Below are 20,888 nucleotides of genomic sequence, written 5' to 3'. Positions count from 1 at the left end.
CCGCCCGTACCCGCGCCGGGAGTGGAGCGGAGCGGCCGCCCTCGTTAGAGCCCTGTACCATGGGCGCCATCGTGCGGCTGTTCTCCGACTTCGTCTGACCGTTCTGCTTCGTCGCGGAGCGGAGCAGCCTGGTCAGGCTGCAGGCGGAGTACGACATCGAGGTGGACTGGGTCGGCTACGAGCTGCACCCGGGCACGCCGCGTGGCGGCCTCCCGCTCGTGGCCCATCTGGCGGACCCCGCCGCCGTGCTGGAGTACGTGAAGAGCTTCGCCGCGGGCTTCGGCCTCCGCGACCTGCGCGCGCCCGACCGGCTCGTGAGCACCCGCCGCGCTCTCGCCGCGGCGCAGTACGCGCGCGAGGCCGGGAAGCTCGAGGCCTTCCGGGCCGCCGCCTTCGACGCGTACTGGCGCGAGGGCCGGGACCTCGACCGCGACGAGGAGCTCGCGGACGTCGCGCGCGCGGTGGGGCTCGATCCGGCCGCCGCGCTCGCGGCGGCGGACGAGCCGGGGGCGCTCGCGTGCGTGGACGCGGCGCGGCGCGCCGCCCGGGAGGCCGGGGTCGGCGGCGTCCCGACGTTCGACTTCTCCGCCGGGCCCGGTGCGCGGCCGGTGGCGCGGATCGTGGGCTGCCAGCCGTACGAGGTGCTGGCGGAGGCCGCGCGGCGCGCGGGCGCGCGGCGCCGCGCGGAGCGGTGAGCGGGCGCCCGCGGTTCGGGGAGCCTAGACCCTGTAGCGCTGCACCGCCGAGGCGAGCTGCTTCGAGATCTCGGACAGCGCGGCGGTGCCCTGCTCGATCGTCCGCGTGCCCTCGGCGCTCTCGTTGATCGCCTGCGAGAGCTCGGAGATCGCGGCGACCATCTGGTCCACCCCGATGGTCTGCTGCCGGGTGTTGTTGGCGATCTGCCGGGCGGCGACGGCCGACTCGCGGATCACCATCGCGAGCCCCTCGATGGCCTCGCCGGCGCTCCGCGCGAGCCCCATGGCCGCGGACGCGCGCTTCGCGCCCTCGTCGGTCGCCGAGGCCGCGTCGCGGGCGCTCCGCTGGATCTCCTGGAGGATCGCGCGGATCTGCACGGCGGCCTGGCGCGACTGCTCGGCGAGGTTGCGCATCTCCATGGCGACGACCGCGAACCCGCGCCCGTGCTCGCCCGCCTTCGACGCCTCGATGGACGCGTTCAGCGCCAGCAGGTTCGACTGCTCCGCGAGGTCCTTCACCGAGGAGATGATCTCGCCGACCTGCAGCGTGCGCTCGCTCAGCCCGCTCATGCTGGAGGCGATCCGGTTGACCTGCTCGCCGAGGCTCGCGCTCGCCTTCACCGCCTCCTCGACGGTCTGGAGCCCCTCCTGCGAGAGATCGTCGGAGCGACGCGTCATCTCGATGACCGAGTCGGCGTGCTGCGTCGCCTGCTTGGAGGTCTGGGCGATCTCGGACGCGGTGGTCGAGGTCTCGTTGATGGCGGCCGCCTGCTGCGCGGCCATGGCCGCCTGGCGGGTGACGGAGCCGAGGATGTCGCTCGAGCGGCCGTCCAGGGTCAGCGCCGCCTCGCGCAGCTCGGCGATGGTGGCCTGGAGCCCCTCGATCATCGCGCCGAAGCTCGCGGCGAGGTCCGCGGTCTCGGCGGTCGCGTCGACGTCGATCTGCCTGGCCAGGTCGCCGGCCGCGATGGCCGCCGCCGTGTCGCGCAGCCGCTCGAGCGGCCGGGTCAGGCGCCGCGCGACCTGGTAGGAGATCGCCGCGGCGGTGAGGGAGATGGCGATGGCCAGGCCGAGCCCGCGCGCGAGGACGGCCGCGGAGGCTTCCTCGTGCAGGACGTGGAAGACGACGGTGTCGAGGATCGCGGTGACCCCCGTCGCGACGCCGACCAGCCCCGCGATCTTGAGCCGCATGGAAAGGCGCACGGACGAGCCTCCGCTCGAGAGCGTTTGCGCCGTTCTACCGCGGATTCCCGCGGGTGGGCCACTCGGCGACCGGTGCGGGCGGGTAGGTGCCGCCCGCACGCACCGGCCGGCGCGGCTACGGGAGCGTCCGGAGCACCGCGGCGCCCGACGCCGTCGCCACGTGGAGCGCGGGCGGTACGACCATGCGGTCCACCTCGAGCGCGCTCACGCGGTCGCTGGGGATGAGCCCCGAGGCGGCGCGGATGGGCCTGGAGGTCCCGGTGGCCGGGTCGTAGACGGAGAGGCCGGTCGTGTAGCCCGCGATCGCGAGCCGTCCGTCCGGGAGGCACGCCAGATCCCGGACCCCGGCCTCGCCGAGGCCGACCTGGGACGCGGTGAGATAGGCGAAGCGCTTCCCGTCCCACACCGCGACCGCGTCCTTGCGGGCCGCCGCGTTGCCGGTGGTCGGCCCACGGCTCGAGAACCAGACCCGCCCGTCGGGGCACGCCGACACGGCCGTCAGGTACACCGGGTCGCCCGACTCCGTCACGTCGAACACCGGCGGGCTCGTCCGCGCCCCGTCCATCCACGGGTCGCCGAACGCGGCGTCGAAGGCGGCGCCGTAGCGATGGTGCCACTCGTACGCGTCGTCGACCCAGGTGATCCGGCCCGCCGTCCACTTGCCGGCGTGCCAGAGGCGCCCCTCCGCGTCGATGGCGAGCCCGAGCCACTCGCCGACGCGCATGCTCGCGCTCTCGCCGTCGGGGCCGCAGACCTCGTGGTAGCAGACGCGCGCGTGCTGGTGGTCGCCCATGTACTCGGAGTACGCGATGTCGAACCACTCGCCGGGCGCCGGCTCCCGGTACTTCGCCGGGAAGAGGATCGACACGCCGTGGTTCGCGCCGGTGTAGAGCGTGCCCGGGTGGACGAAGTGATCGTACGCGAGCCGGCTGATCGTCCGGTCGTGCCAGTACTTCGCGCCGTAGCGGTTCGACAGGAGGTCGAACCGCACCACCTGCAGCGTGCCGTCCTCCGCGAGGCGCACCCAGTCCACCTTCCCGCTGTGGCGGAGCGGGTCGCAGTAGTCGAAGCCCTTCCAGCCGACGGGATCGTCCGCGTCCAGGCACGGGATCGGCTCGCCGTCCGCGCCGCGCGTCTGGTCGCCGTCGTAGCCGATGAATACCTCGTTCTTGCCGCCGCCCACGATGGCCTTGATCCCCTCCGACGCCGCGCCGCCCCACACGAGGTCGCCGTTGCACGGGCGGTCGTCGGGGATCGGCGCCTTGTCGCAGTACTTCGCCCAGCCGACCGGGCCCGGCGTCCGTCCGGTGATCGCGCCGAGGTGCAGGCCGTCCACCTCGTCGAAGCGGCGGAAGGTCGTCTCGCCCGGGCGCAGCAGGTAGAGCGCGCGCGGCGTGGCCACCCAGCGGTTCTGCGCCTCGTCGGTGGTCATCGCGACCACGGGCGTCTCCTCGATCCCGTCCTTCGCGCCGTAGATCGCGTTCGCGACGGGCCACGGACCCTGCGTCCCGAACTGGAAGCCGGGCGGCTGCTCCGGCGGAGGTGGGGTCACGGGCGGGGGCGTCGGCGTGGTCCCGCCGCCCCCGCCGCCGTCGTCGCCGGTCCCGCCCGACGGCGCCTTGTCGCTCGAGCCCGAGCCGCCGCACGCCACGGCCAGGACGCAGAGGACCGCGCCGAGCCCCACCCACCCCCGTCTCGTCATCCGTTCTCCCCGCGCCCGCGCCGGCTGACCGGAGGGCGCACGAGTGCCGCTCGAGCGAGTTGCGAGCCGCGGGCCACGCCGAACCGGCCAGACTGGCGTGCGCGCGCGGCAACGCCGTTGCGCGCGCGTGGAACGGCTTTGGGCCGGGGCGGCAAGGTCGTGGACGGGTCGGCGCGTCCACGGGCGGACGCCGGATCGCTCGCGCGCGCGCCCCCCTGCATGGCGCTCGCGGTGCAGGCGGCCGGGCGGGCGCGTCCCCGGGCCAGGCGTGACCGCGGATCGGGACGCGGTGCTAGGCTCGCCCGCCATGACCCCGCCGACCCCACCCACCGTGCACCTCGCGCCGCGCGTGGTCCTGGCGCGCCTCCCGACGCCGCTCGAGCGCTCGCCGCGCCTCGGCGCGGAGCTCGGCCTCGACCTCCTCTACAAGCGCGACGACCTCACGGGGCTCGAGCTCTCGGGCAACAAGGCGCGGAAGCTCGAGTTCCTGATCGCGGAGGCCGAGGCGGCCCGGGCCGACACGCTCGTGACCTGCGGCGGCGTCCAGTCGAACCACTGCCGGGCGACGGCGTTCGCCGCTGCGAGGCGCGGGCTCGCCGCGGTGCTCCTGCTCCGCGTCCCCGATCCGTCGCGGCCGCCGGCGCTCGAGGCGAACGCGCTCCTCGACCGGCTGGCCGGAGCCGAGCTCCGCTGGGTCTCGCACGACGAGTACCGGCGGCGCGCGGAGGTGATGGAGGCGGTGGCCGCCGAGCTCCGCGCCGCCGGCCGGCGACCCTATGTCATCCCCGAGGGCGGCTCGAGCGCGCTCGGCAGCCTCGGCTACGTGGCCGCCGTGGCGGAGCTCCGCGCGCAGCTCCCCGAGGCCTGGCGCACGGGGCCCGTGACGATCGCCTACGCGGCGGGCTCGGGCGGAACGGGCGCGGGGCTGGAGCTCGGCGTCCGCGTCGCGGGCTGGCGCGAGGCGCGGCCGCTCGGGTTCGCGGTCTGCAACGACGCCGCCTACTTCCGCGCCGCCATCGCCGGGCTCTGCGCCGACGCCCGGCGGCGCTGGCCGGAGCTGCCGGGCGTCCCCGAGGACGAGATCGCCGTGGACGACGGCTTCATCGGGCCGGGATACGCGCAGGCGACCGACGAGGGGCTTCAGGTCATCCGCCGCGCTGCGCGGGTGGACGGCGTCCTCCTCGACCCGGTCTACACCGCCAAGGCCATGCTCGGCGTCGCGCGCCGCGCCTCCGAGCCCGGTGGGCTCCCGGCGTCACGCGTCGTGTTCCTGCACACCGGCGGGGCCTTCGGCCTGTTCCCGTTCGCGGAGCGGCTCGGTACCACCGGGTGAGCGGCGCACGCCGCGAGCGAGCGGCGGGCCGACGGGGGCTGCACGCTCGGACGCTGGACGTCCGGGCGCGCCGGATTATGTGTGCTCCGTTCACCGCGCAAGCTCGCGGCGGCCAGGAGGCGCGCATGCCCAGGGCGAAGCAGATCTCGGCGTGGGTGGAGGACCGGCCCGGAACCCTCGGCAAGCTCGCCGACGCTCTCGGCGAGAAGGGCGTCACGATCCGGGCGTTCATGGCGGCCTCGATGGACGGACGCGGCTTCGTCCGCCTCGTGGTCGACAGGCCGGCGGCCGCGAGGCGGATCCTCACGGCGCACGGCTGGGAGAGCACGGAGGACGAGGTTGTCGAGGTCACGGTCCCCGACCGGCCCGACTCGGTCGGGAAGGTGGCGGACCGCCTGGGCGCGGCGGGAATCAACGTGCAGTACGCCTACGTCGGGGCCGCCGGCAGCGCCCGGAGCATGAACCTCTACCTCGCCGTCCCCGACGTGAAAGCGGCGCTGAAGGCCCTCCGCTGACATCCCAGGCCCGGATCGGGACGCCGCACCGGGCCGACGTGACGCGGCATCCCACGCAGACAGGATGCCGCGCTGCGTAGGCGGCGCTACCTTTGGTCCGTGGGCCACACGGGCCTCGTGCTGACGGGCGGAGGCGCCCGCGCCGCGTATCAGGTCGGGGCGCTTCGCGCCCTCTCCGACGTGCTCGGCCCGGGCCCGCTCCCGTTCGACATCATCGCGGGGATCAGCGCGGGGGCCATCAACTCCTTCGTCATCTCCACGGGCGCCGAGGACTTCGCCCGTGCGACCCACCGCCTGCGCGCGACCTGGGAGTCCCTCACGCCCGACCGTGTCTACCGGACGGGCACCCTGCGGCTCGCGAGCATCGGGAGCCGCTGGCTCCGCGATCTGTCCGCGGGCGGCCTCATCGGCAAGTCCGGCATCAACTACCTGCTCGATCCCGCCCCGCTCCGCCGGCTGCTCGAGAGCCAGGTGCCGATGGGCCGGATGCGCCGGCACCTCCGCACCGGGCGGCTGCGCGCCTTCGCGGTCTCCGCGACGAACTACCACACCGGCGCCGGCGTCACGTTCTTCGAGGGCGCGGCGGACATCAAGCCGTGGCTCCGCTCGACGCGGCTCGGGATCCGCGCCCGCCTCACCCTGGACCACGTGATGGCCTCGGCGGCGATCCCGGTGTTCTTCCCGCCCATCCGCGTCGAGGGCACGTACTACGGGGACGGCTGCGTGCGGATGAGCCACCCGATGAGCCCGGCCATCCACCTCGGGGCCGAGCGGATCCTCGCCATCAGCGTGCGGTACCTGCGGCCGCCCGGGGAGACCTTGAAGCGCCAGGCGAAGGACAGGGACGAGCAGCTCCCGCTCTCCGAGATCGCCGGCGTGCTGCTGAACGCGGTGTTCCTCGACTCGCTCGACTCCGACCTCGAGCGCCTGCAGCGGATCAACAAGACCCTCGCGCTCATCCCGCGCGAGAAGCTGAACCACCAGGACGTCGACCTCAGGCCGGTGCCGGCCCTCGTCCTCCGCCCGTCGCAGGACCTCGGCAAGCTCGCGGCCGACGAGTACGATCGGTTCCCGGCGATGCTGCGGTATCTGCTGAAGGGGATCGGCGCGACCGGTCACGCGGGCGAGGACCTGCTCTCGTATCTCGCGTTCGAGCCGATCTACCTGAAGCGCGTGATGGACCTCGGGTACGTCGACACGATGACGCGCCGGGACGAGCTGCAGGAGTTCTTCCTCGGGGCCCCGCAGCGGGAGCGGGCGCGGGGGTAGAGGATCGCTCGCGGGCGGCGCGTCCGGCACGCCGCTCCGCTCAGCCTCTCGATCCCCAGGCCGCGGCGCGCGCCGCCACGACGGGGGCGACGGTCCGCCAGGCGGTCGCCGCGAGCACCACCGCGCCGCCCGCGATCGCCCACGGGCCGGGGCGCTCGCCGGCGGCGAGGAAGGTCCAGATCGGGTTCAGCACCGGCTCGAGCAGCATGAGCAGCGACGCCTCGACCGCGGGCGTGTGCAGGAGGCCGCGCGAGAAGCAGAGGTACGCGAGGCCGAGCTGGAAGATGCCGAGGTAGAGGACGAGGCCGAGGTCGAGCGGCGTCGGCGCGGGGCCGCCGAGCCCCACCGGCAGCGCCACGAGCGCGGCGAGGAAGTTCCCGTAGACGAGGGCCGCGGGCCCCTCGTCCCTGAGGAGCCGCAGCCCGACGATCGAGAAGGCGAACGCGATCCCCGAGCCGACGGCGATGAGGTTCCCCGCGAGCTGCCCGCCCGAGAGCTCGTCGAGGAAGAACATCCCGAGGCCGAGCGCGTAGATCGGCACCGCGAGGAGCTCGCCTCGGGTGGGGAGCTCGCGCAGGAGCAGCGGTGACAGGAAGAGCACGAAGAGCGGCGCCGCGTCCTGGATGAAGATCGCGTTCGCGGCGGTGGTGAGCTTCGTCGCGACGACGAACAGCACCACCGTGAAGGCGTAGGCGACGGAGACGAGGAGGACGCGCAGGGTGGGTCGCCGCCGCGCCTCGCGCACGGCGGCGAGGAGGAAGAGGCCGGCGACGAGCGAGCGACCGCCGGAGAGCTGCCAGCCGTCGAGGCCGCTCGTCTTGATGGCGGCGCCGGCCGTGGACCAGAGCACCGCGGCGGCGAGGATGAGGAGGCGGCTCGTGAGCACGGGGCGCGCAGTGTAGCGCACGCGCCGGCCGGCGCGCGCAGGTTACGCCGTCGTGGCTGCGTGCCGGGCGCGCGCGGGGCGCGCCGGGCACGGGCCGATCGCGATTCGCGACCAGGCGAGCGTAGCGAGCCCGCCGGGGCGCTTGCGAATCACCTGTCGCTCAAGCGGTCACCCAGTCGCGGAGCACCTCGTCGATCTGCGCCTCGGAGAGCTCGCCCGCGTCGGCGAGCTCCTTGATCCGACGCGTGATCGCCTTCAGCTCGGACTCGCCGAAGGTGATGCCCATCTCGCGGGCGCGGTAGGCGATGGCGTGGCGGCCGGTGAGGCGGCTCCCCACGATGAGGCGGCGGGTGAGGCCGAACGCCTCCGGCGGGATGATCTCGTAGGCGCCCGGGTTCGTCATCTGGGCCTTGAGGTGCATGCCCGCCTTGTGCGAGTAGGCGGTCTCGCCGGTGACGAAGTTGTTGAAGGGGATCTCGATCCCCGTGACCCGGGCCACGAGCCGCTCCAGCTCCCGGAGCTGGCCGACCCGGTAGCGCTCGGCGACGACCTGCGGCTCGAGCGAGAACATGCGCGCGACGAGGCCGCCGAGCGGCGTGATGCCGTTCCGCTCGCCGATGCCGAGCACGGACACGTCCACGTGCGTCGCCCCGGCCGAGATCGCCTCGTAGGAGTTGGCGATCGCGCAGCCGGTGTCGTTGTGGCCGTGGTAGCCGATGTCGCACCTCACCGTGCTCCGGACCTCGCGCACGAGCGCGTAGACCTGGCGCGGCGTGGCGATGCCCACCGTGTCCGCGATGCCGACCCGGTGGACGCCGAGCTTCTCGGCGGCGCGGTACACCGCCAGGAGGTCCTGGACGTCCGAGCGGAAGGCGTCCTCCGCGGAGAAGCGGACCTCCAGCCCGGCGGAGAGCGCCGCCTCGATGGGCGGGCCCATCGCGTCGATGATCTGCTGGAGCGACTTCGCGTGCGAGGCCTCGCGCAGGATGCGGCTCGTCGCGAAGAACAGGCCCACGCCCCGGACGCCGGTGTCCATCGCCGCCATCACGTCGTCGAGGATGCAGCGCGTGTGGGTGATGATCTTGGCGGCGAGGCCGAGCTTCACGATCTGCGCGAGGTCGCGCTGCGACTGGGGCGAGGCGGCCGGGGTCGTGACCTCGATGTACTCCACGCCGAAGGTGTCGAGGGCGCGCGCGATCTCGAGCTTGTCCTCGGTGCGGAACGCGGCCTTCGCGAACTGCTCGCCCTCGCGGAGGGTCGTGTCGATGAGCTTCCAGGTGGTCTTGGCCATGGTGGTCGCCCTAGAAGCGGATCCCCTCGTGGTCGAGGTCGCACACGAGCCCGCCGGAGGTCGGGTCGGTGCGGAAGCCGTAGCGGCGGAGGTACTCGGGCTGGAAGTAGCCCGTCTCGAGCCGCTTCACGCCCCGCGCGCGGAGCCGCCGGACGAACTCGCGCATGAGGCCGTCCGACACGCCCTTGCCGCGGTGCCGTCGCGCGACGACGATCTTCTCCATGTGGATCCGGTCCGCGCTCACCTGCCGGTAGAAGAGGCCGGCGATGGGCGTGTCCTTCGCGTCGAGGGCCACGAGGAACTCGTGCTCGGTGGTGAACGTCACCTGCAGGTTCGCCTCGTGGAACATGTGGAGGAGGCGGGCCACCTCGCGCGGCGAGATCGGCCCGCGGACCGCGAAGCGGTTGCCCTCCTCGTCGGTGAGCGCGACGACCACCTCGGTGACGTAGTGGCCGCCGGACGGCATCGAGATGAGCGCCACTTCGTCGGTGGGTGCGAGGTAGCGGTAGGTCATCCGGGCGAGGAAGTAATCCTCCTCGGCCGTCGGGCGCACGGCGGAGCGCACCGCGGCCACCTGCTCCTCGAGGTCGAGCCCGTCGGCGGGCAGCCCGCGGGCGCGGTGCATCAGGCGATCGAGCGCCGCGCAGAGCTCCGGCCGGGCGTCCTCGAACACCGTCTTGCGGAAGAAGCGCAGGCGGGTGTCCGGCCAGGAGGCCTCGACCTCGGAGAGGCGGTAGGTGCCCCACAGCTCGCCGAGCATCTTGCCCTTCGCCTCCACCGTCGCCCCCGGCGTCGCGGCGAGCCAGCGCCGGTAGCGGCGCGCCGCGAAGAAGACGCGCTGCGGGGTGAAGCCGTTCTCGCGGAGCCGCTCGAGGAAGGTCTCGATGGCGACGGCGCGCCGTGACTTCTGCGCCGCGTCCTCGAGGAGCGCGACCCCGCGCTCGTAGCCGAGCGCCTCGACCACCGCGGAGAGCAGGACCCGGTCGTCGATCTGGCCCTGGAGGTCCGGCCGCTGCGCCTCGATGCGCTGGATGAACGAGCGCTCGAACCGCTCGATGAGCTCGTCGAACGTCCTGCACGCCGAGCGATCCGAGATGGACACGAGCCGCGCGCCGGTCTGGTAGTCGTGCGAGGGCACGATGAACGCGGCGGGGGAGGGCTCGCGCAGGGCGAGCCGCCGGCCGGTCCGGCCCCAGAACCGCACGTGCAGCTCGAGCGCGGTCCACACGAGGAACGGCCAGAGCAGCTTGAGGCGCGCCGCCTCGCCCTGGCGCAGGAGCCGCGCGGCCTGGCGCTCCACGTCGGCGCCGGGGATGAACTCCTCGGTGAAGATGCCCCACTCCGCGAAGTAGCCGGCGAACTGCTCGACGAGCGGCGGCGGGGCGCCCGCGGCGAGGAGCCACGAGACCTCCTGCTTCAGCTCGTAGAAGTTCATGTCCTCCGCGACGTTGATGGCGACGTCGAAGATCTCCTTCGCGCGGGTGTGGATCGAGAGCCGGTAGACGCTCTTCCCGTGCTGGCGGCCGAGGAGCGACACGGCCGCGCCGCCGGGCGGGATGTCCGCGAGGGAGATGAGCACCCCCTTGCCGAGGACGAACACGGACGCGCGGACGATGGTCGCGTCCGCGAGCGCCTGCAGGAGGTGGGTCCGCCCCTCCGCCGGGACGCCCTCGTCGAAGACGAGCACGTCCTTCCAGCCGTACTCGGAGCCCGTCTGCGGATCGATGGCGAGCCGGAGGTTCGGGCCGACCCAGTTCGAGAAGCCGCGCCGCAGGCGATCGAGCTCCTCGCCCGCGCGCGCCGAGATCTCCGCGTCCTCGTGGAGGGTGAGGCGCGCGAGGGGGATGCGGACCTTGGCGAAGTACTGCGGGTGGGCGATCGCCGTCGCGGTGAGGAGCCGCATCGTCCCGACGAGCTGGCGCCGGTCGGAGGGATCCGCGAGCTCGAAGCGCACCTTGTCCGAGGAGAGGTGCGCGAGGAGCGCCTGGACCTGGGCGTCGGTGAGGCCGCGCTCGCCGAGGTCGGCGAGGTCCTCGTCGCGGAGCGCCAGCGCGCCCATCCGGTCGAGGAAGAGGCGGAGCGTGCCGAGCGTCTCCGCGGGCTCCTCGTTCGGGAGGAGCACGCGGAACGCGCGCCGGCGGACGTCCTCGTCCGGCGCGTCCGCGGCGCGCCGGAGGAGCGCGCGGCAGAGCCCGGCGTGCTCGCTCTCCGAGACGGCGAGCCCGATGTGCAGGTGGCTGATGGCGCGGCGGGCCTCGGGGCGCTCCGCGCGGAGCAGCTCGCCGGCCACGTGGATCGACCAGAAGCTCACCTCTGCCCGGTCCACCACGTCGAGCATGGGCTTCAGCCGCTCCGGCTCGGGGGCCGGCCACACGCGCGCGTCGAGGCGGAGATCGGAGGTCCCCTTGCGGCGCCGGGACACGAGCGACACGAAGGCCTCGTCCCCCAGGAAGCGCCGCAGCGCCTCGTTGCCGAGCCACAGGGCGGGGCGGGCGAGGAGCGCGCCGAGGTCGATGACGGTGCCCTCGGAGGTGTAGGCGAGATCGCCGATGAGCGTGGCGCCGGGCGCCTCGGGCGCGGGGCCGACGCGCAGCGCGCGGTCCCGCGCGCGCAGCAGGTCGCCGTCGAGGGAGACCTCGTGCTGCAGCACGCCGATCTCGCGCAGGACCCAGTTCGGGATGCGCAGGAAGCTGCCGTCGAGCGCGAGCGCGAGGTGCTTCTGCTCGTACATCTTGTCGATGAGGTCCTTCCAGGACTTCTCGACGACCTCGCGCTTGAAGGTGTGCTTGTGCGTGAGCTCGCCATGCTCGAGGTCGAGCGCACGGGGGAGGACCTGGAACGTCACGACGCGCTCGAACGGCGCGAGGAAGCGGTTCGCGCTCGCGACGAGCGACGACAGGAGCTCGCGCAGCTCCTCGGGCGAGCGATCCTGGACCGCCGACGAGGCGTGGTTCGGCCACACGAGGAGCGTGTTGTACTCCCGGTGATCGCCGACCAGGAACGCCTGGGCGACCGCCTCGAAGTCCCGGAACAGGTTCTCCACCCGCTGCGGCGCGATCGTCTGCCCCTGGCGGTTCTTGTAGATCTCCTTCTTGCGGCCGGTGATCCGGTAGTGGCCGGCCGGGTCGATGGAGACGAGGTCGCCGGTGTGGAACCAGCCCTCCGCGTCGGCGCCGTGATCCTCGGGGCCGGGATCGTAGTAGCCGGGCGACACGTACGGGCCGCGGACGAGGAGCTCGCCGTCGTCGGCGCGGCGGCACTCGATCCCGGGGAGCGGCAGGCCGATGGAGTCGTCGGCGTACTCGCCGGGCGGCGTCATGGTGATCCCGCCCGTCGCCTCCGTCATGCCGTAGCCGGAGCAGAGCTCCGTGCCGGCCCGGTGGAAGGCGCGGAACACGCCGGGATCGAGGTAGCCCGCCGCGGAGAGCCCGTAGCGCAGGCGGCCCCCGGTGATCCCGCGCAGGTGGGCGGCGATGTCGTCGGGATCGTCCGACGCCGCCTCCCAGACCGCCGCGTCCTGGAGCTCCATCCACTTCTTGGGCACCGAGATGAAGACCGTGGGCTTCACCCGCCGGAAGTCCTCGAGCAGCGTCGCCTGCGCCGTGGAGCGCGCGAACACGTACGTCGCGCCCCAGAACAGCGTGCCCGTCATCTCCAGCCACCGCCCGAACGTGTGGTAGAGCGGCAGGTAGCAGAGGAAGACGTCGCCCTCGTTCACCTCGCGCAGCGCGAAGGCCCGGCAGAAGCGCTTCGAGACGATGTTCTCGTGCGTGAAGAGGATGCCCTTCGGCTTCCCGGTGGTGCCGGAGGTGTACATCACCGTCGCCACGTCGCGGGCGCGCACGCGGGCGGCGCGCGCGGCGCGCTCTCCGTCGTCGAACTCCGCCCCCTGACCGACCATCTGCTCGAGCGTGAGCAGCCCGTTCCGCTCGGCCGCGGTCCGGGAGAAGACCACGATCTCCCGGAGCTCGGGCAGGGCCGGCAGGGACGGCAGGACCTTCGCGACCTGCTCCTCGTCGGACGCGAGCAGCACGCGCGCGCCCGAGTGCTTCAGCATGTAGACGATCTGCTCGGCGACGGCGTTCGCGGGCAGCGGCAGGTCGACGATGCCGTTCGTGAGGCAGGCGAGGTCGCAGAGCGCCGCCTCGAGCGAGTTCTCGGAGAGGATGGCGACCTTCGCGCCCGGCTCGTCGTCCACGAGCGCGAGGATCCCGCGCGCGATCGCGCGCGTCCGGCGCGCCACCTCGGCGACGGTCAGCTCGGCCGGATCGTCGCCGATCACGCGGAACGCGACCGTCTTCGGATCCGACTCCTCGCGAGCGCGGAGGAGCTCGCCGAGCGTGTAGTCCGTCGCCGTGAGCACCGGCAGGACGACCTCGAGCCACGGCTCGATCGCCTCGGGCGCGAGCGAGCCCGTGAAGAAGCGGCGGCGCACGCCGTCGAGGAGCGCGTGGAGCGAGCGGCGCGCGGCCCGCGCCGTGGCGGGGTCCCCGAGCCGGGCCACCAGGCGCTCGGCGAGCGGGCGGACGGCCGGGAGGTCGTCCGGGCGGACCGACGCGAGCGCCTCGCGGGTCGAGTCGAGCAGCTGGGGCTCGGGCGCGCCGGGCGCGCTCCAGGCTGCGAGGAGGGCCGGATACGGCGAGTCTTGCCTCACCTGGAACATGGCGGGAGAAAACCATGCTCCCCGGCCCCTGTCGATGCAGGAGGCAGGGGGGCGGCGCCGGTGCGACCGTTCGGCGTCGTGCGACCGTGGGGTGACGGGTGGGGTAGCCGAAACCGGGGTGAGAGCGGAGATTTCGGGCGAGATGCCGCTGAGCCGCACATCGGTCCTCCTCGTCGAGGACGATCCCGGAATCCGCGAGGCGCTCGCGGACCTGCTCGAGCTCCTCGGAGCGCGGGTCGAGGTGGCCGTCGACGGCGAGGACGGCTGGGAGATCCTGCACGACGCGGGGCTCCGGCCCACGCTGGTGCTGCTCGACCTCTTCCTCCCGCGGCTCGACGGGGTGGCGCTGCTCGGGCGCATCCGCGCCGACGCGCGGCTCCGCTCGCTCGCGGTCGTGACGATGAGCGCGGCGGTGAAGGAGCGCCCGCCCGGCGCGGACGGTCATCTCGAGAAACCGTTCGACCTCGAGCGCCTGGTGTCGGTCGTGCGGGCGTTCTGCCCGCCGCAGGCCGTCGAGCCGGGCCGCGCCCAGCGCATGGCCGCCGGGCAGGCCGCCCGGAACTGATCCCTGCCACCCTGGAGAGCCGCGGACGCGACCCGTCTGCGTGGCGGGCGCGCCACCGGCGGGGTGCGCCACGCGGAGCCGTCCGCGCGTGGGCCCGCGGGGCCGGTTGCAACACAAACGAGTCGATCGCACTATGCCCGGGTGCGAGCCTTCGTTCGGGTCCTCCTCCCGCTGGTGGTCGTCCTGGCGGGGCTCGCCTGGGCGGCCGCTGCGCTCCTGAACGGGACGGCCCGGGCCTGGTACGAGAAGGACGTCGGCCTGCGCGCGCACCTCGTGGTGGCAGGCGCCCGCGAGGCGCTCGCCACGCACCTCGCGTCGGGCGATCGGCGGCGGGTGGGGGCGGTGCTCTCCGAGATCGCCCGCGACGACCGCATCATGGCGGCGTCGGTGTGCGGGCGCGGGATGCGGACCGTGGCGCGCACGGGGGTCGGCCCGAGTGCGTACGAGTGCGACGCGCTCGGCGAGCGGTTCGGGGTCCCGGCCGAGGGGGAGCGGCTCGAGCTCGACCGGGTCGAGGACGCGGAGGGCGGGCTCGTCCACTTCACCGTCCAGCCGCTCCTCGACGACGACGGGGCGGTCCTCGCCCACGTCGCGCTCGTCCACGACCTCAGCTTCGTCGCGCGCCGCGAGGCCGCGCTGCGCCGCTACACCGCCGGCGCGTTCGCGATCGTCGCGATCCTCGCCTCGATCCTCACCGTGTTCGTGCGGCGCCTGTCGTGGCGGACGTGGAACGAGGAGCTGCGCCGGGTCCTCACCCTCGGGCGCTCCGTCCCGGGCGCCGGCGTCCGCTCCCCGCGCAAGGAGTTCCAGCCGCTGCTGTCCGACGTCCGCCAGCTCGTGTCGGACCTCGCCGCGGAGCAGGGCCACGGCACCGGCGGGCGCTGGTCGGCCGAGCGGCTCCACCGGACGCTGACGGAGACGCTCCACGGCGAGGGGATCGTCACGCTGGCGAACCGCGAGCCCTACATCCACGACCGCGCGGCGGACGGGAGCATGCGCGTGCTGCACCCGGCGAGCGGCCTCGTGACCGCGCTCGAGCCGGTGATGCGCGCCTGCTCGGGCGTGTGGGTCGCGCACGGGAGCGGCACCGCCGACCGCGCCGCGGTGGACGGCCACGACCGGGTGCGCGTCCCGCCGGGCGAGGAGTCCTACGCGATCCGCCGGGTGTGGCTCACGCCGGAGGAGGAGCGCGGCTACTATTACGGCTTCGCGAACGAGGGCCTCTGGCCGCTCTGCCACGTGGCGCATACGCGACCGGTGTTCCGCGCGCAGGACTGGCGCGAGTACCAGCGCGTGAACCGCCGCTTCGCCGAGGCCGTCTGCGAGGAGGTGGACGGGCCCGACCCGATCGTCCTCGTGCAGGACTACCACTTCGCCCTCGCGCCCCGGATGATCCGCGAGCGGCTGCCGCGCGCCACCATCATCAGCTTCTGGCACGTCCCCTGGCCGAACGCCGAGCGCTTCGGGATCTGCCCGTGGGCGAACGAGCTGCTCGACGGCATGCTCGGCTCGAGCGTCGTCGGCTTCCACACCCAGCTCCACTGCAACAACTTCTTCGACGGGGTGGACCGCTTCCTCGAGGCGCGCCTCGACCGCGAGCGGCAGTCGGTCGTGCTCGGCGGCCGCGAGTCGCTCGTGCGCGCCTACCCGATCTCGATCGACTGGCCGAACCGCTGGGCCGCGGAGGCGCCGCCGCCCTCGGAGTGCCGGCGGCAGGTGCTCGCGGAGCTGGGGCTCCCGCCCGACGCGAAGCTCGGCGTCGGGGTGGATCGGCTCGACTACACGAAGGGCATCGAGGAGCGGCTGCTCGCGGTGGAGCGGCTCCTCGAGCGCTTCCCGCACCTGCGCGGCCGCTTCACGTTCGTCCAGCTCTCCGCGCCGAGCCGCACGCTCATCGACAAGTACCGCGAGCTCTCCGAGCGGGTCGACGCGATCGCCAGCCGCGTGAACGCCCGCTTCGCGGAGGGTGCGTGGCGGCCGATCGCGCTCCTGCGCGCGCACCACGAGCCGCCCACCATCTTCCGGTACCTCCGCGCCGCCGACGTCTGCTACGTCTCCTCGCTGCACGACGGCATGAACCTCGTCGCCAAGGAGTTCGTGGCGGCCCGGGACGACGAGCGCGGCGTGCTCGTGCTCTCGCGCTTCACCGGCGCGGCGCGCGAGCTCACCGAGGCGCTCCTCGTGAACCCGTACGACATCGAGGAGGCGAGCGCGGCGCTCGCGACGGCCATCGCCATGCCTCCCGACGAGCAGGCGGCCCGCATGCGCGCGATGCGCGCGTTCGTGGCCGACTTCAACGTGTACCGATGGGCGGGGCGCATGCTCGTGGACGCGGCGCGCCTCCGCCAGCGGGACCGCCTCTCCACCCGGCTCAACCTGGGCCTGCGCAGCGTCCACGAGGTGAAGCCATGATCCCCGACCTGCTCGCCGCGCCCTCGCGGCAGGCCATCGCCGCGATCGCGCACGACCGGGCGCTCCTCGCGTTCGACTTCGACGGCACGCTCGCCCCCATCGTGGACGAGCCCGGCCGCGCCCTGATGCGGCCCGACACGCGCGCGCTCCTGCGCGTCGCGGCGCTGCTCTACCCGTGCGTCGTGGTCTCGGGGCGCTCCCGCGCGGATCTCGCCCCCCGGCTCGAGGGCGTGCCCCTCGTGGCGTGGGTCGGGAACCACGGCGCGGAGGCGGGGTTCGGGCCGGTGGACCGGTCGCCGCGCGGGACGGTGCTCGGCTGGCGCGCGGCGCTCACGGCGCGCCTCGGCGACCTCCCGGGCGTCGAGATCGAGGACAAGGGGCTCTCGATCGCGATCCACTACCGGCGCGCGGCGGAGCCGGCCGCCGCCGAGCTCGCCATCCGCGAGGCGGCCGCCACGCTCCCGGGGGCGCGCGTCTTCGGCGGCCACGCGGTCGTGAACGCGGTCCCGGCGGACGCGCCGACGAAGGGGGACGCCATCGCGGAGCTCCTCGAGCGGAGCGGCTGCCGGACCGCCCTGTACGTCGGCGACGACGCCACCGACGAGGACGCGTTCCGGGCGCCCGGAGTCGTCGGCGTGGTGATCGGCGCGAGCGAGGCGAGCGCCGCCGCGTACCGGCTCGCCAGCCAGGATGCGATCGACGATCTCCTCCGCCTCCTCGTGGAGGAGCGCAGCCGCCTCGACGGGCGGGAGTCGCGGGCTGAGTCGCTCGCGCGCGCGGTCCAGCCAGAGCGGTAGCTCCGCCCTAGCCGGGCTCGCCCGAGGCGGGCGCGAGCGGGGGCGTCGCTCCGAGCTCGAGCTCGAGGGCTGCGCGCGCGAGCTCGCGCTCCCCCACCCAGCCGAGCACGGCGCCCGCCTGGACGACGGGGAGCTGCGGCAGGCCGTGCCGGTGCAGCGCCGCGATGGCGTCGCGCCACGACGCCGAGGGCGAGAGCGCGGCGAAGGGCACCATCGCGTCGGCCGCGCGCGTCCAGCCGAGCTCCGCGGGATCGAGCGCGCCGAGGAGGGCGAGATCGACGAGGCCCCGCGGGCGACCGTCGGCCCCGCGGACGAGCGCGACCCGCTGGCTCGTGCCGGCGCTCGCCGCCGCCACGGCGGAGAGCGGGGCCTCCTCGGGGAAGTCCGGCAGGTCGGGCAGCACGAGCAGCTCGGCCGCGGGCCGCGCCAGCGCCTGTCGCAGCACGTCGCTCGCGCCGCCGGTCGCCGTGGCGCGGCTCCGCGGCTGGGCGGGGTAGAGCGACCAGCGCCTGAGCGCCACGTACGAGATCCCGACCGTCAGCATCATCGGGACGAGCAGGTCGTAGCTCCCGGCGAGCTCCGCGACGAGCACGAGCGCGGAGAGCGGCACGTGCGCCACGCCCCCGTAGAACGCGCCCATCCCGACGAGCGCGAACGCCGCCGGCTCGATCCCGGGATCGCCGAACGCCGCCCGGGCGGCGTACCCGAACGCGGCGCCGACCAGCGCGCCCACGACGAGGGAGGGGGCGAAGTCACCGACCGCCGCGCCGAACCCGATGGTGAGGGCGGACGCGATCGCCTTGGCCGCCGCCATGGCGAGCAGGAGCGCCACGAGCTGCCACCCGGCGGGGAACCACGGCGCGCCGTCCATCGCGACCTGCGCGGTCCCGTACCCGCCGCCCATCACGCCGAAGCCCCGGGCCTCCGGGCCGAGCCAGGCTCCCAGCGCGACGGCGATCGCGGCGCCGAGCACGCCGGCCCCGAGACCGCCCAGGGCGGGGCGCAGCCAGCGGGGGCCGGGCGTCCTGCGCGAGAGGGCCTGCACCGCCCGGAGCATGCGCACGAAGCCCACCGCGGCGAGCGAGACGAAGACCGCGAGGACCGCGAAGAGCGGAAGCTGGCGTGGCGAGAACGGAAACCGCAGCGACAGGCCGAGGAGGGTCGTCTCGCCGAACGCGGCGATCACGACCGAGTAGGAGATGACGCTCGCGAGGATCGACGGCACCAGCGCGTCGGCCTCGAAGTCGTCCCGGTACAGCATCTCCGTCGCGAGCAGGGCGGCGCCGAGCGGGGTGCGGAACACGGCCGCGATGCCCGCGGCGATGCCGGCCACGAAGAGGACGCGCCGCTCCCGGCGGCTGGTGGGGAGGAGCCGCGCCGCGACCGAGCCGATGGCCGCGCCGATCTGCATCGTCGGGCCCTCGCGCCCGCCGGACCCGCCGGACGACAGCGCGGCGAAGGCCGCGGCGAACTTCACCGGCACGACCCGCCAGCGGAACAGGCCGCCGCGGTGGTACCCCTCGATCGTCGCGTCGCCGCCGCCGCCGGCCGCCTCCGGGGCGAACGCGCTCGTGAGGAGCCCGCTCACGAGGCCGCCCGCGGCGGGCAGGAGCGCGAGGAGCCAGGGCCGGAACGCCGCGGTCTTCGCGGCTGCGACGACCACCTCCCCTCGAGCGCGCGCCGGCTCGAAGCCGGCGAGGCCGTGCAGGAGGACGCGCTGGCCGAGCTCGAGCGCGGCGAAGAAGGCGGCGCCGACCACCCCCGCGAGCAGGCCGACCACGGCGGCGTGGAGGAGCACGCGCCCCGCGATGCGCAGCTCGAGCGGCGCCTCCGGGACGAGCAGCGACAGGCCGCCCTGGAGCGCCCGCCCGGTCGAGCCCGCGGCGTCCACCCAGCGGGACAGCGCGCGCGCCAGCGCACGCCAGGGTGGGGGACGCGACGGGGGGTCGGACATGGCGCGAGAGGATACTCCGCGATGCCCGCACGTAAAGCCGCGTCCCGGCCGGGCCGCGGCCGGCCTCGATGATCATCTTGTTCGGGCTCGCCGACGCCCCGCGGCGCGACCGTTGGTGCCGCAACGGACGCGAGGCCGATTCACGTCGACGGGGAGCGGGCGGGCGTGCATGCTCGTCTCTCGCCCCGCCCGCGCGGAGCCGGAGCCTGGATGAACGATCGAGTCCCTGCGCGCACCCCGCTCGCGCCGCTCTTCGGCGCGGTCGTGCGGCCGTTCCTGGCCTTCTTCCGCCTGGAGGCCGCGAGCGGGATCGTGCTCCTCGCCGCGGCCCTCGGCGCGCTCGCGTGGGTGAATTTCGGAGGCGCCGAGCTCTACCAGGGCGTGCTCGAGACCGAGCTCGCGCTGGGCGTGGGCGGCGCCGTCGCGCGGTTCACGCTGCTGGAGCTCGTGAACGACGGGCTCATGACGGTCTTCTTCTTCGTGGTGGGCATGGAGATCAAGCGCGAGCTCGCGGTCGGCGAGCTGCGCCGGCCGGCCCAGGCGGCGCTCCCGGCCGTCGCGGCCGTGGGCGGGATGCTCGTCCCCGCCGCCGTGTTCCTCGCGTTCAACGCGGGCGGGCCCGGCGCGCGCGGCTGGGGCATCCCGATGGCGACGGACATCGCCTTCAGCATCGGCGTGCTGGCGCTCCTCGGCCGCCGGGTGCCGCACGGGCTCGTCGTCTTCCTGACGGCGCTCGCGATCTTCGACGACATCGGGGGCATCCTCGTCATCGCGCTGTTCTACGGGCACGGGCTCGACGCGCGCTGGCTCCTCCTGGCTGCGGCGGTGGCCGCCGGCCTGTGGGCGATGTCGCGCGCGTTCGTGCGGAGCTGGGCGCCCTGGGCGGCAGGAGGCGTGCTCCTCTGGTGGGCGCTCCACCACGCCGGGATCCACGCGACCATCGCGGGGGTCGTGCTGGGTCTCGCCATCCCCGCGAGGCCTCGCCGCGGTCCGCGCGAGGTGCTCGCCGGGCTCGGGGAGCACGTCCGCGGGCTCCTCGGGACCTCGGGCGACGAGGAGCTCGACTCCGAGGCGCTGCTGCGGATCGAGGACTCGATCGAGGACCTGGAGGCGCCCCTCGCGCGGTTCGAGCACGCGCTCCACCCATGGGTGGCGTTCGGCGTGATGCCGCTCTTCGCGCTCGCGAACTCGGGCGTGGCGCTCGGCGGCGGGGGAGGCATCGAGCCGCTCGGCGACGTCGCCGTCGGGACGGCCGCCGCGCTGTTCGTCGGCAAGCAGGTCGGGATCTTCGCCTTCGCGGCGGGCGCGGTGCGGCTCGGCCTCGCGCCGATGCCCGGCGGCGCCTCCTACGCCAAGCTCCTCGGCGTCGCGATCGTCGCAGGCATCGGCTTCACCGTCTCGATCTTCATCGCGGACCTCGCCTACGCGTCCGATCCGGCCCTGCTCGCCCAGGCGAAGCTCGGGGTCCTCGCAGGCTCGCTCGCCTCCGGCGTGGCCGGCGCGCTGGTGCTCCGCGCCACCGCGGAGGTGAGGCCCGCGTGACGGGCGGCGGTCCTGTGGGGCCGCGCGCCACCGCCGCAGCGGGAGGAGGGACCCCGCCCTG

General features: G+C 74.4%; 13 protein-coding genes and 1 pseudogene. 8 read left to right on the top strand and 6 right to left on the bottom strand.

What is annotated here, in order from left to right; all coding sequences use genetic code 11:
• Nucleotides 1-110: 110 nt before the first annotated feature.
• A pseudogene (locus MNY60_RS05420) lies at nt 111-695 on the top strand (DsbA family protein); the annotation flags it as partial.
• A gap of 24 nt (nt 696-719) precedes the next feature.
• Here MNY60_RS05420 and MNY60_RS05415 read toward each other — a convergent pair.
• Together MNY60_RS05415 and MNY60_RS05410 are read right to left on the bottom strand one after the other, a co-directional pair.
• Nucleotides 720-1,898 carry a methyl-accepting chemotaxis protein gene (locus MNY60_RS05415; protein ID WP_242337344.1) on the bottom strand — a complete coding sequence of 393 codons (1,179 nt, stop codon included), beginning with the start codon at nt 1,896-1,898 and terminating at the stop codon, nt 720-722.
• Nucleotides 1,899-2,013: 115 nt separating this feature from the next.
• Complete coding sequence (locus tag MNY60_RS05410) at nt 2,014-3,600, bottom strand: WD40 repeat domain-containing protein (RefSeq protein ID WP_242337346.1); 1,587 nt, start codon at nt 3,598-3,600, stop codon at nt 2,014-2,016.
• A 307-nt stretch (nt 3,601-3,907) separates the two neighbouring features.
• Here MNY60_RS05410 and MNY60_RS05405 point away from each other — a divergent pair, with 307 nt between their 5' ends.
• The 3 genes from MNY60_RS05405 (at nt 3,908) to MNY60_RS05395 (ending at nt 6,717) form a co-directional block, all read left to right on the top strand.
• Nucleotides 3,908-4,933 carry a D-cysteine desulfhydrase family protein gene (locus tag MNY60_RS05405; protein WP_242337348.1) on the top strand — a complete coding sequence of 342 codons (1,026 nt, stop codon included), beginning with the start codon at nt 3,908-3,910 and terminating at the stop codon, nt 4,931-4,933.
• A gap of 125 nt (nt 4,934-5,058) precedes the next feature.
• Nucleotides 5,059-5,448 carry an amino acid-binding protein gene (locus MNY60_RS05400; RefSeq protein ID WP_242337349.1) on the top strand — a complete coding sequence of 130 codons (390 nt, stop codon included), beginning with the start codon at nt 5,059-5,061 and terminating at the stop codon, nt 5,446-5,448.
• 99 nt (nt 5,449-5,547) lie between these two features.
• Entirely contained in the window at nt 5,548-6,717 is a 1,170-nt protein-coding gene (locus tag MNY60_RS05395; protein WP_242337351.1) for a patatin-like phospholipase family protein, read from the top strand.
• A gap of 40 nt (nt 6,718-6,757) precedes the next feature.
• Here MNY60_RS05395 and MNY60_RS05390 read toward each other — a convergent pair whose 3' ends face one another.
• The 3 genes from MNY60_RS05390 to MNY60_RS05380 form a co-directional block, all read right to left on the bottom strand.
• Entirely contained in the window at nt 6,758-7,603 is an 846-nt protein-coding gene (locus tag MNY60_RS05390) for a DMT family transporter (protein WP_242337353.1), read from the bottom strand.
• 160 nt (nt 7,604-7,763) lie between these two features.
• On the bottom strand, nt 7,764-8,894 hold the full coding sequence (lysS, locus tag MNY60_RS05385; RefSeq protein ID WP_242337354.1) for a homocitrate synthase: 1,131 nt from the start codon (nt 8,892-8,894) through the stop codon (nt 7,764-7,766).
• Nucleotides 8,895-8,904: 10 nt separating this feature from the next.
• Nucleotides 8,905-13,557, bottom strand: a complete 4,653-nt coding sequence (locus MNY60_RS05380) for a GNAT family N-acetyltransferase (protein WP_242337356.1) — start codon at nt 13,555-13,557, stop codon at nt 8,905-8,907.
• 142 nt (nt 13,558-13,699) lie between these two features.
• Between MNY60_RS05380 and MNY60_RS05375 the strand changes: the two genes are divergently transcribed.
• The 3 genes from MNY60_RS05375 to otsB all read left to right on the top strand — a co-directional run bounded on the left by MNY60_RS05375 (nt 13,700) and on the right by otsB (nt 17,331).
• Nucleotides 13,700-14,122: a response regulator gene (locus tag MNY60_RS05375; protein ID WP_242337358.1), complete on the top strand. Its 423-nt coding sequence runs from the start codon at nt 13,700-13,702 to the stop codon at nt 14,120-14,122.
• Nucleotides 14,123-14,263: 141 nt separating this feature from the next.
• Nucleotides 14,264-16,534, top strand: coding sequence for a trehalose-6-phosphate synthase (locus MNY60_RS05370; RefSeq protein ID WP_242360134.1), 2,271 nt, complete (start codon nt 14,264-14,266; stop codon nt 16,532-16,534).
• Nucleotides 16,531-17,331, top strand: coding sequence for a trehalose-phosphatase (gene otsB / locus MNY60_RS05365; protein ID WP_242360133.1), 801 nt, complete (start codon nt 16,531-16,533; stop codon nt 17,329-17,331). Before MNY60_RS05370 ends, otsB begins: the two co-directional genes overlap by 4 nt.
• 7 nt (nt 17,332-17,338) lie before the next feature.
• Here the strand turns inward: otsB and MNY60_RS05360 are convergent, their stop codons facing one another.
• On the bottom strand, nt 17,339-19,285 hold the full coding sequence (locus MNY60_RS05360; protein WP_242360132.1) for a chloride channel protein: 1,947 nt from the start codon (nt 19,283-19,285) through the stop codon (nt 17,339-17,341).
• Nucleotides 19,286-19,495: 210 nt separating this feature from the next.
• Between MNY60_RS05360 and nhaA the strand changes: the two genes are divergently transcribed.
• Complete coding sequence (nhaA, locus tag MNY60_RS05355) at nt 19,496-20,827, top strand: Na+/H+ antiporter NhaA (protein WP_242360131.1); 1,332 nt, start codon at nt 19,496-19,498, stop codon at nt 20,825-20,827.
• The last annotated feature ends 61 nt before the right edge of the window (nt 20,828-20,888 follow it).

The sequence above is a fragment of the Anaeromyxobacter sp. SG17 genome, from assembly GCF_022690695.1.
Taxonomy (GTDB): domain Bacteria; phylum Myxococcota; class Myxococcia; order Myxococcales; family Anaeromyxobacteraceae; genus Anaeromyxobacter; species Anaeromyxobacter soli.
This window is presented reverse-complemented; position numbering and strand designations above follow the sequence as displayed.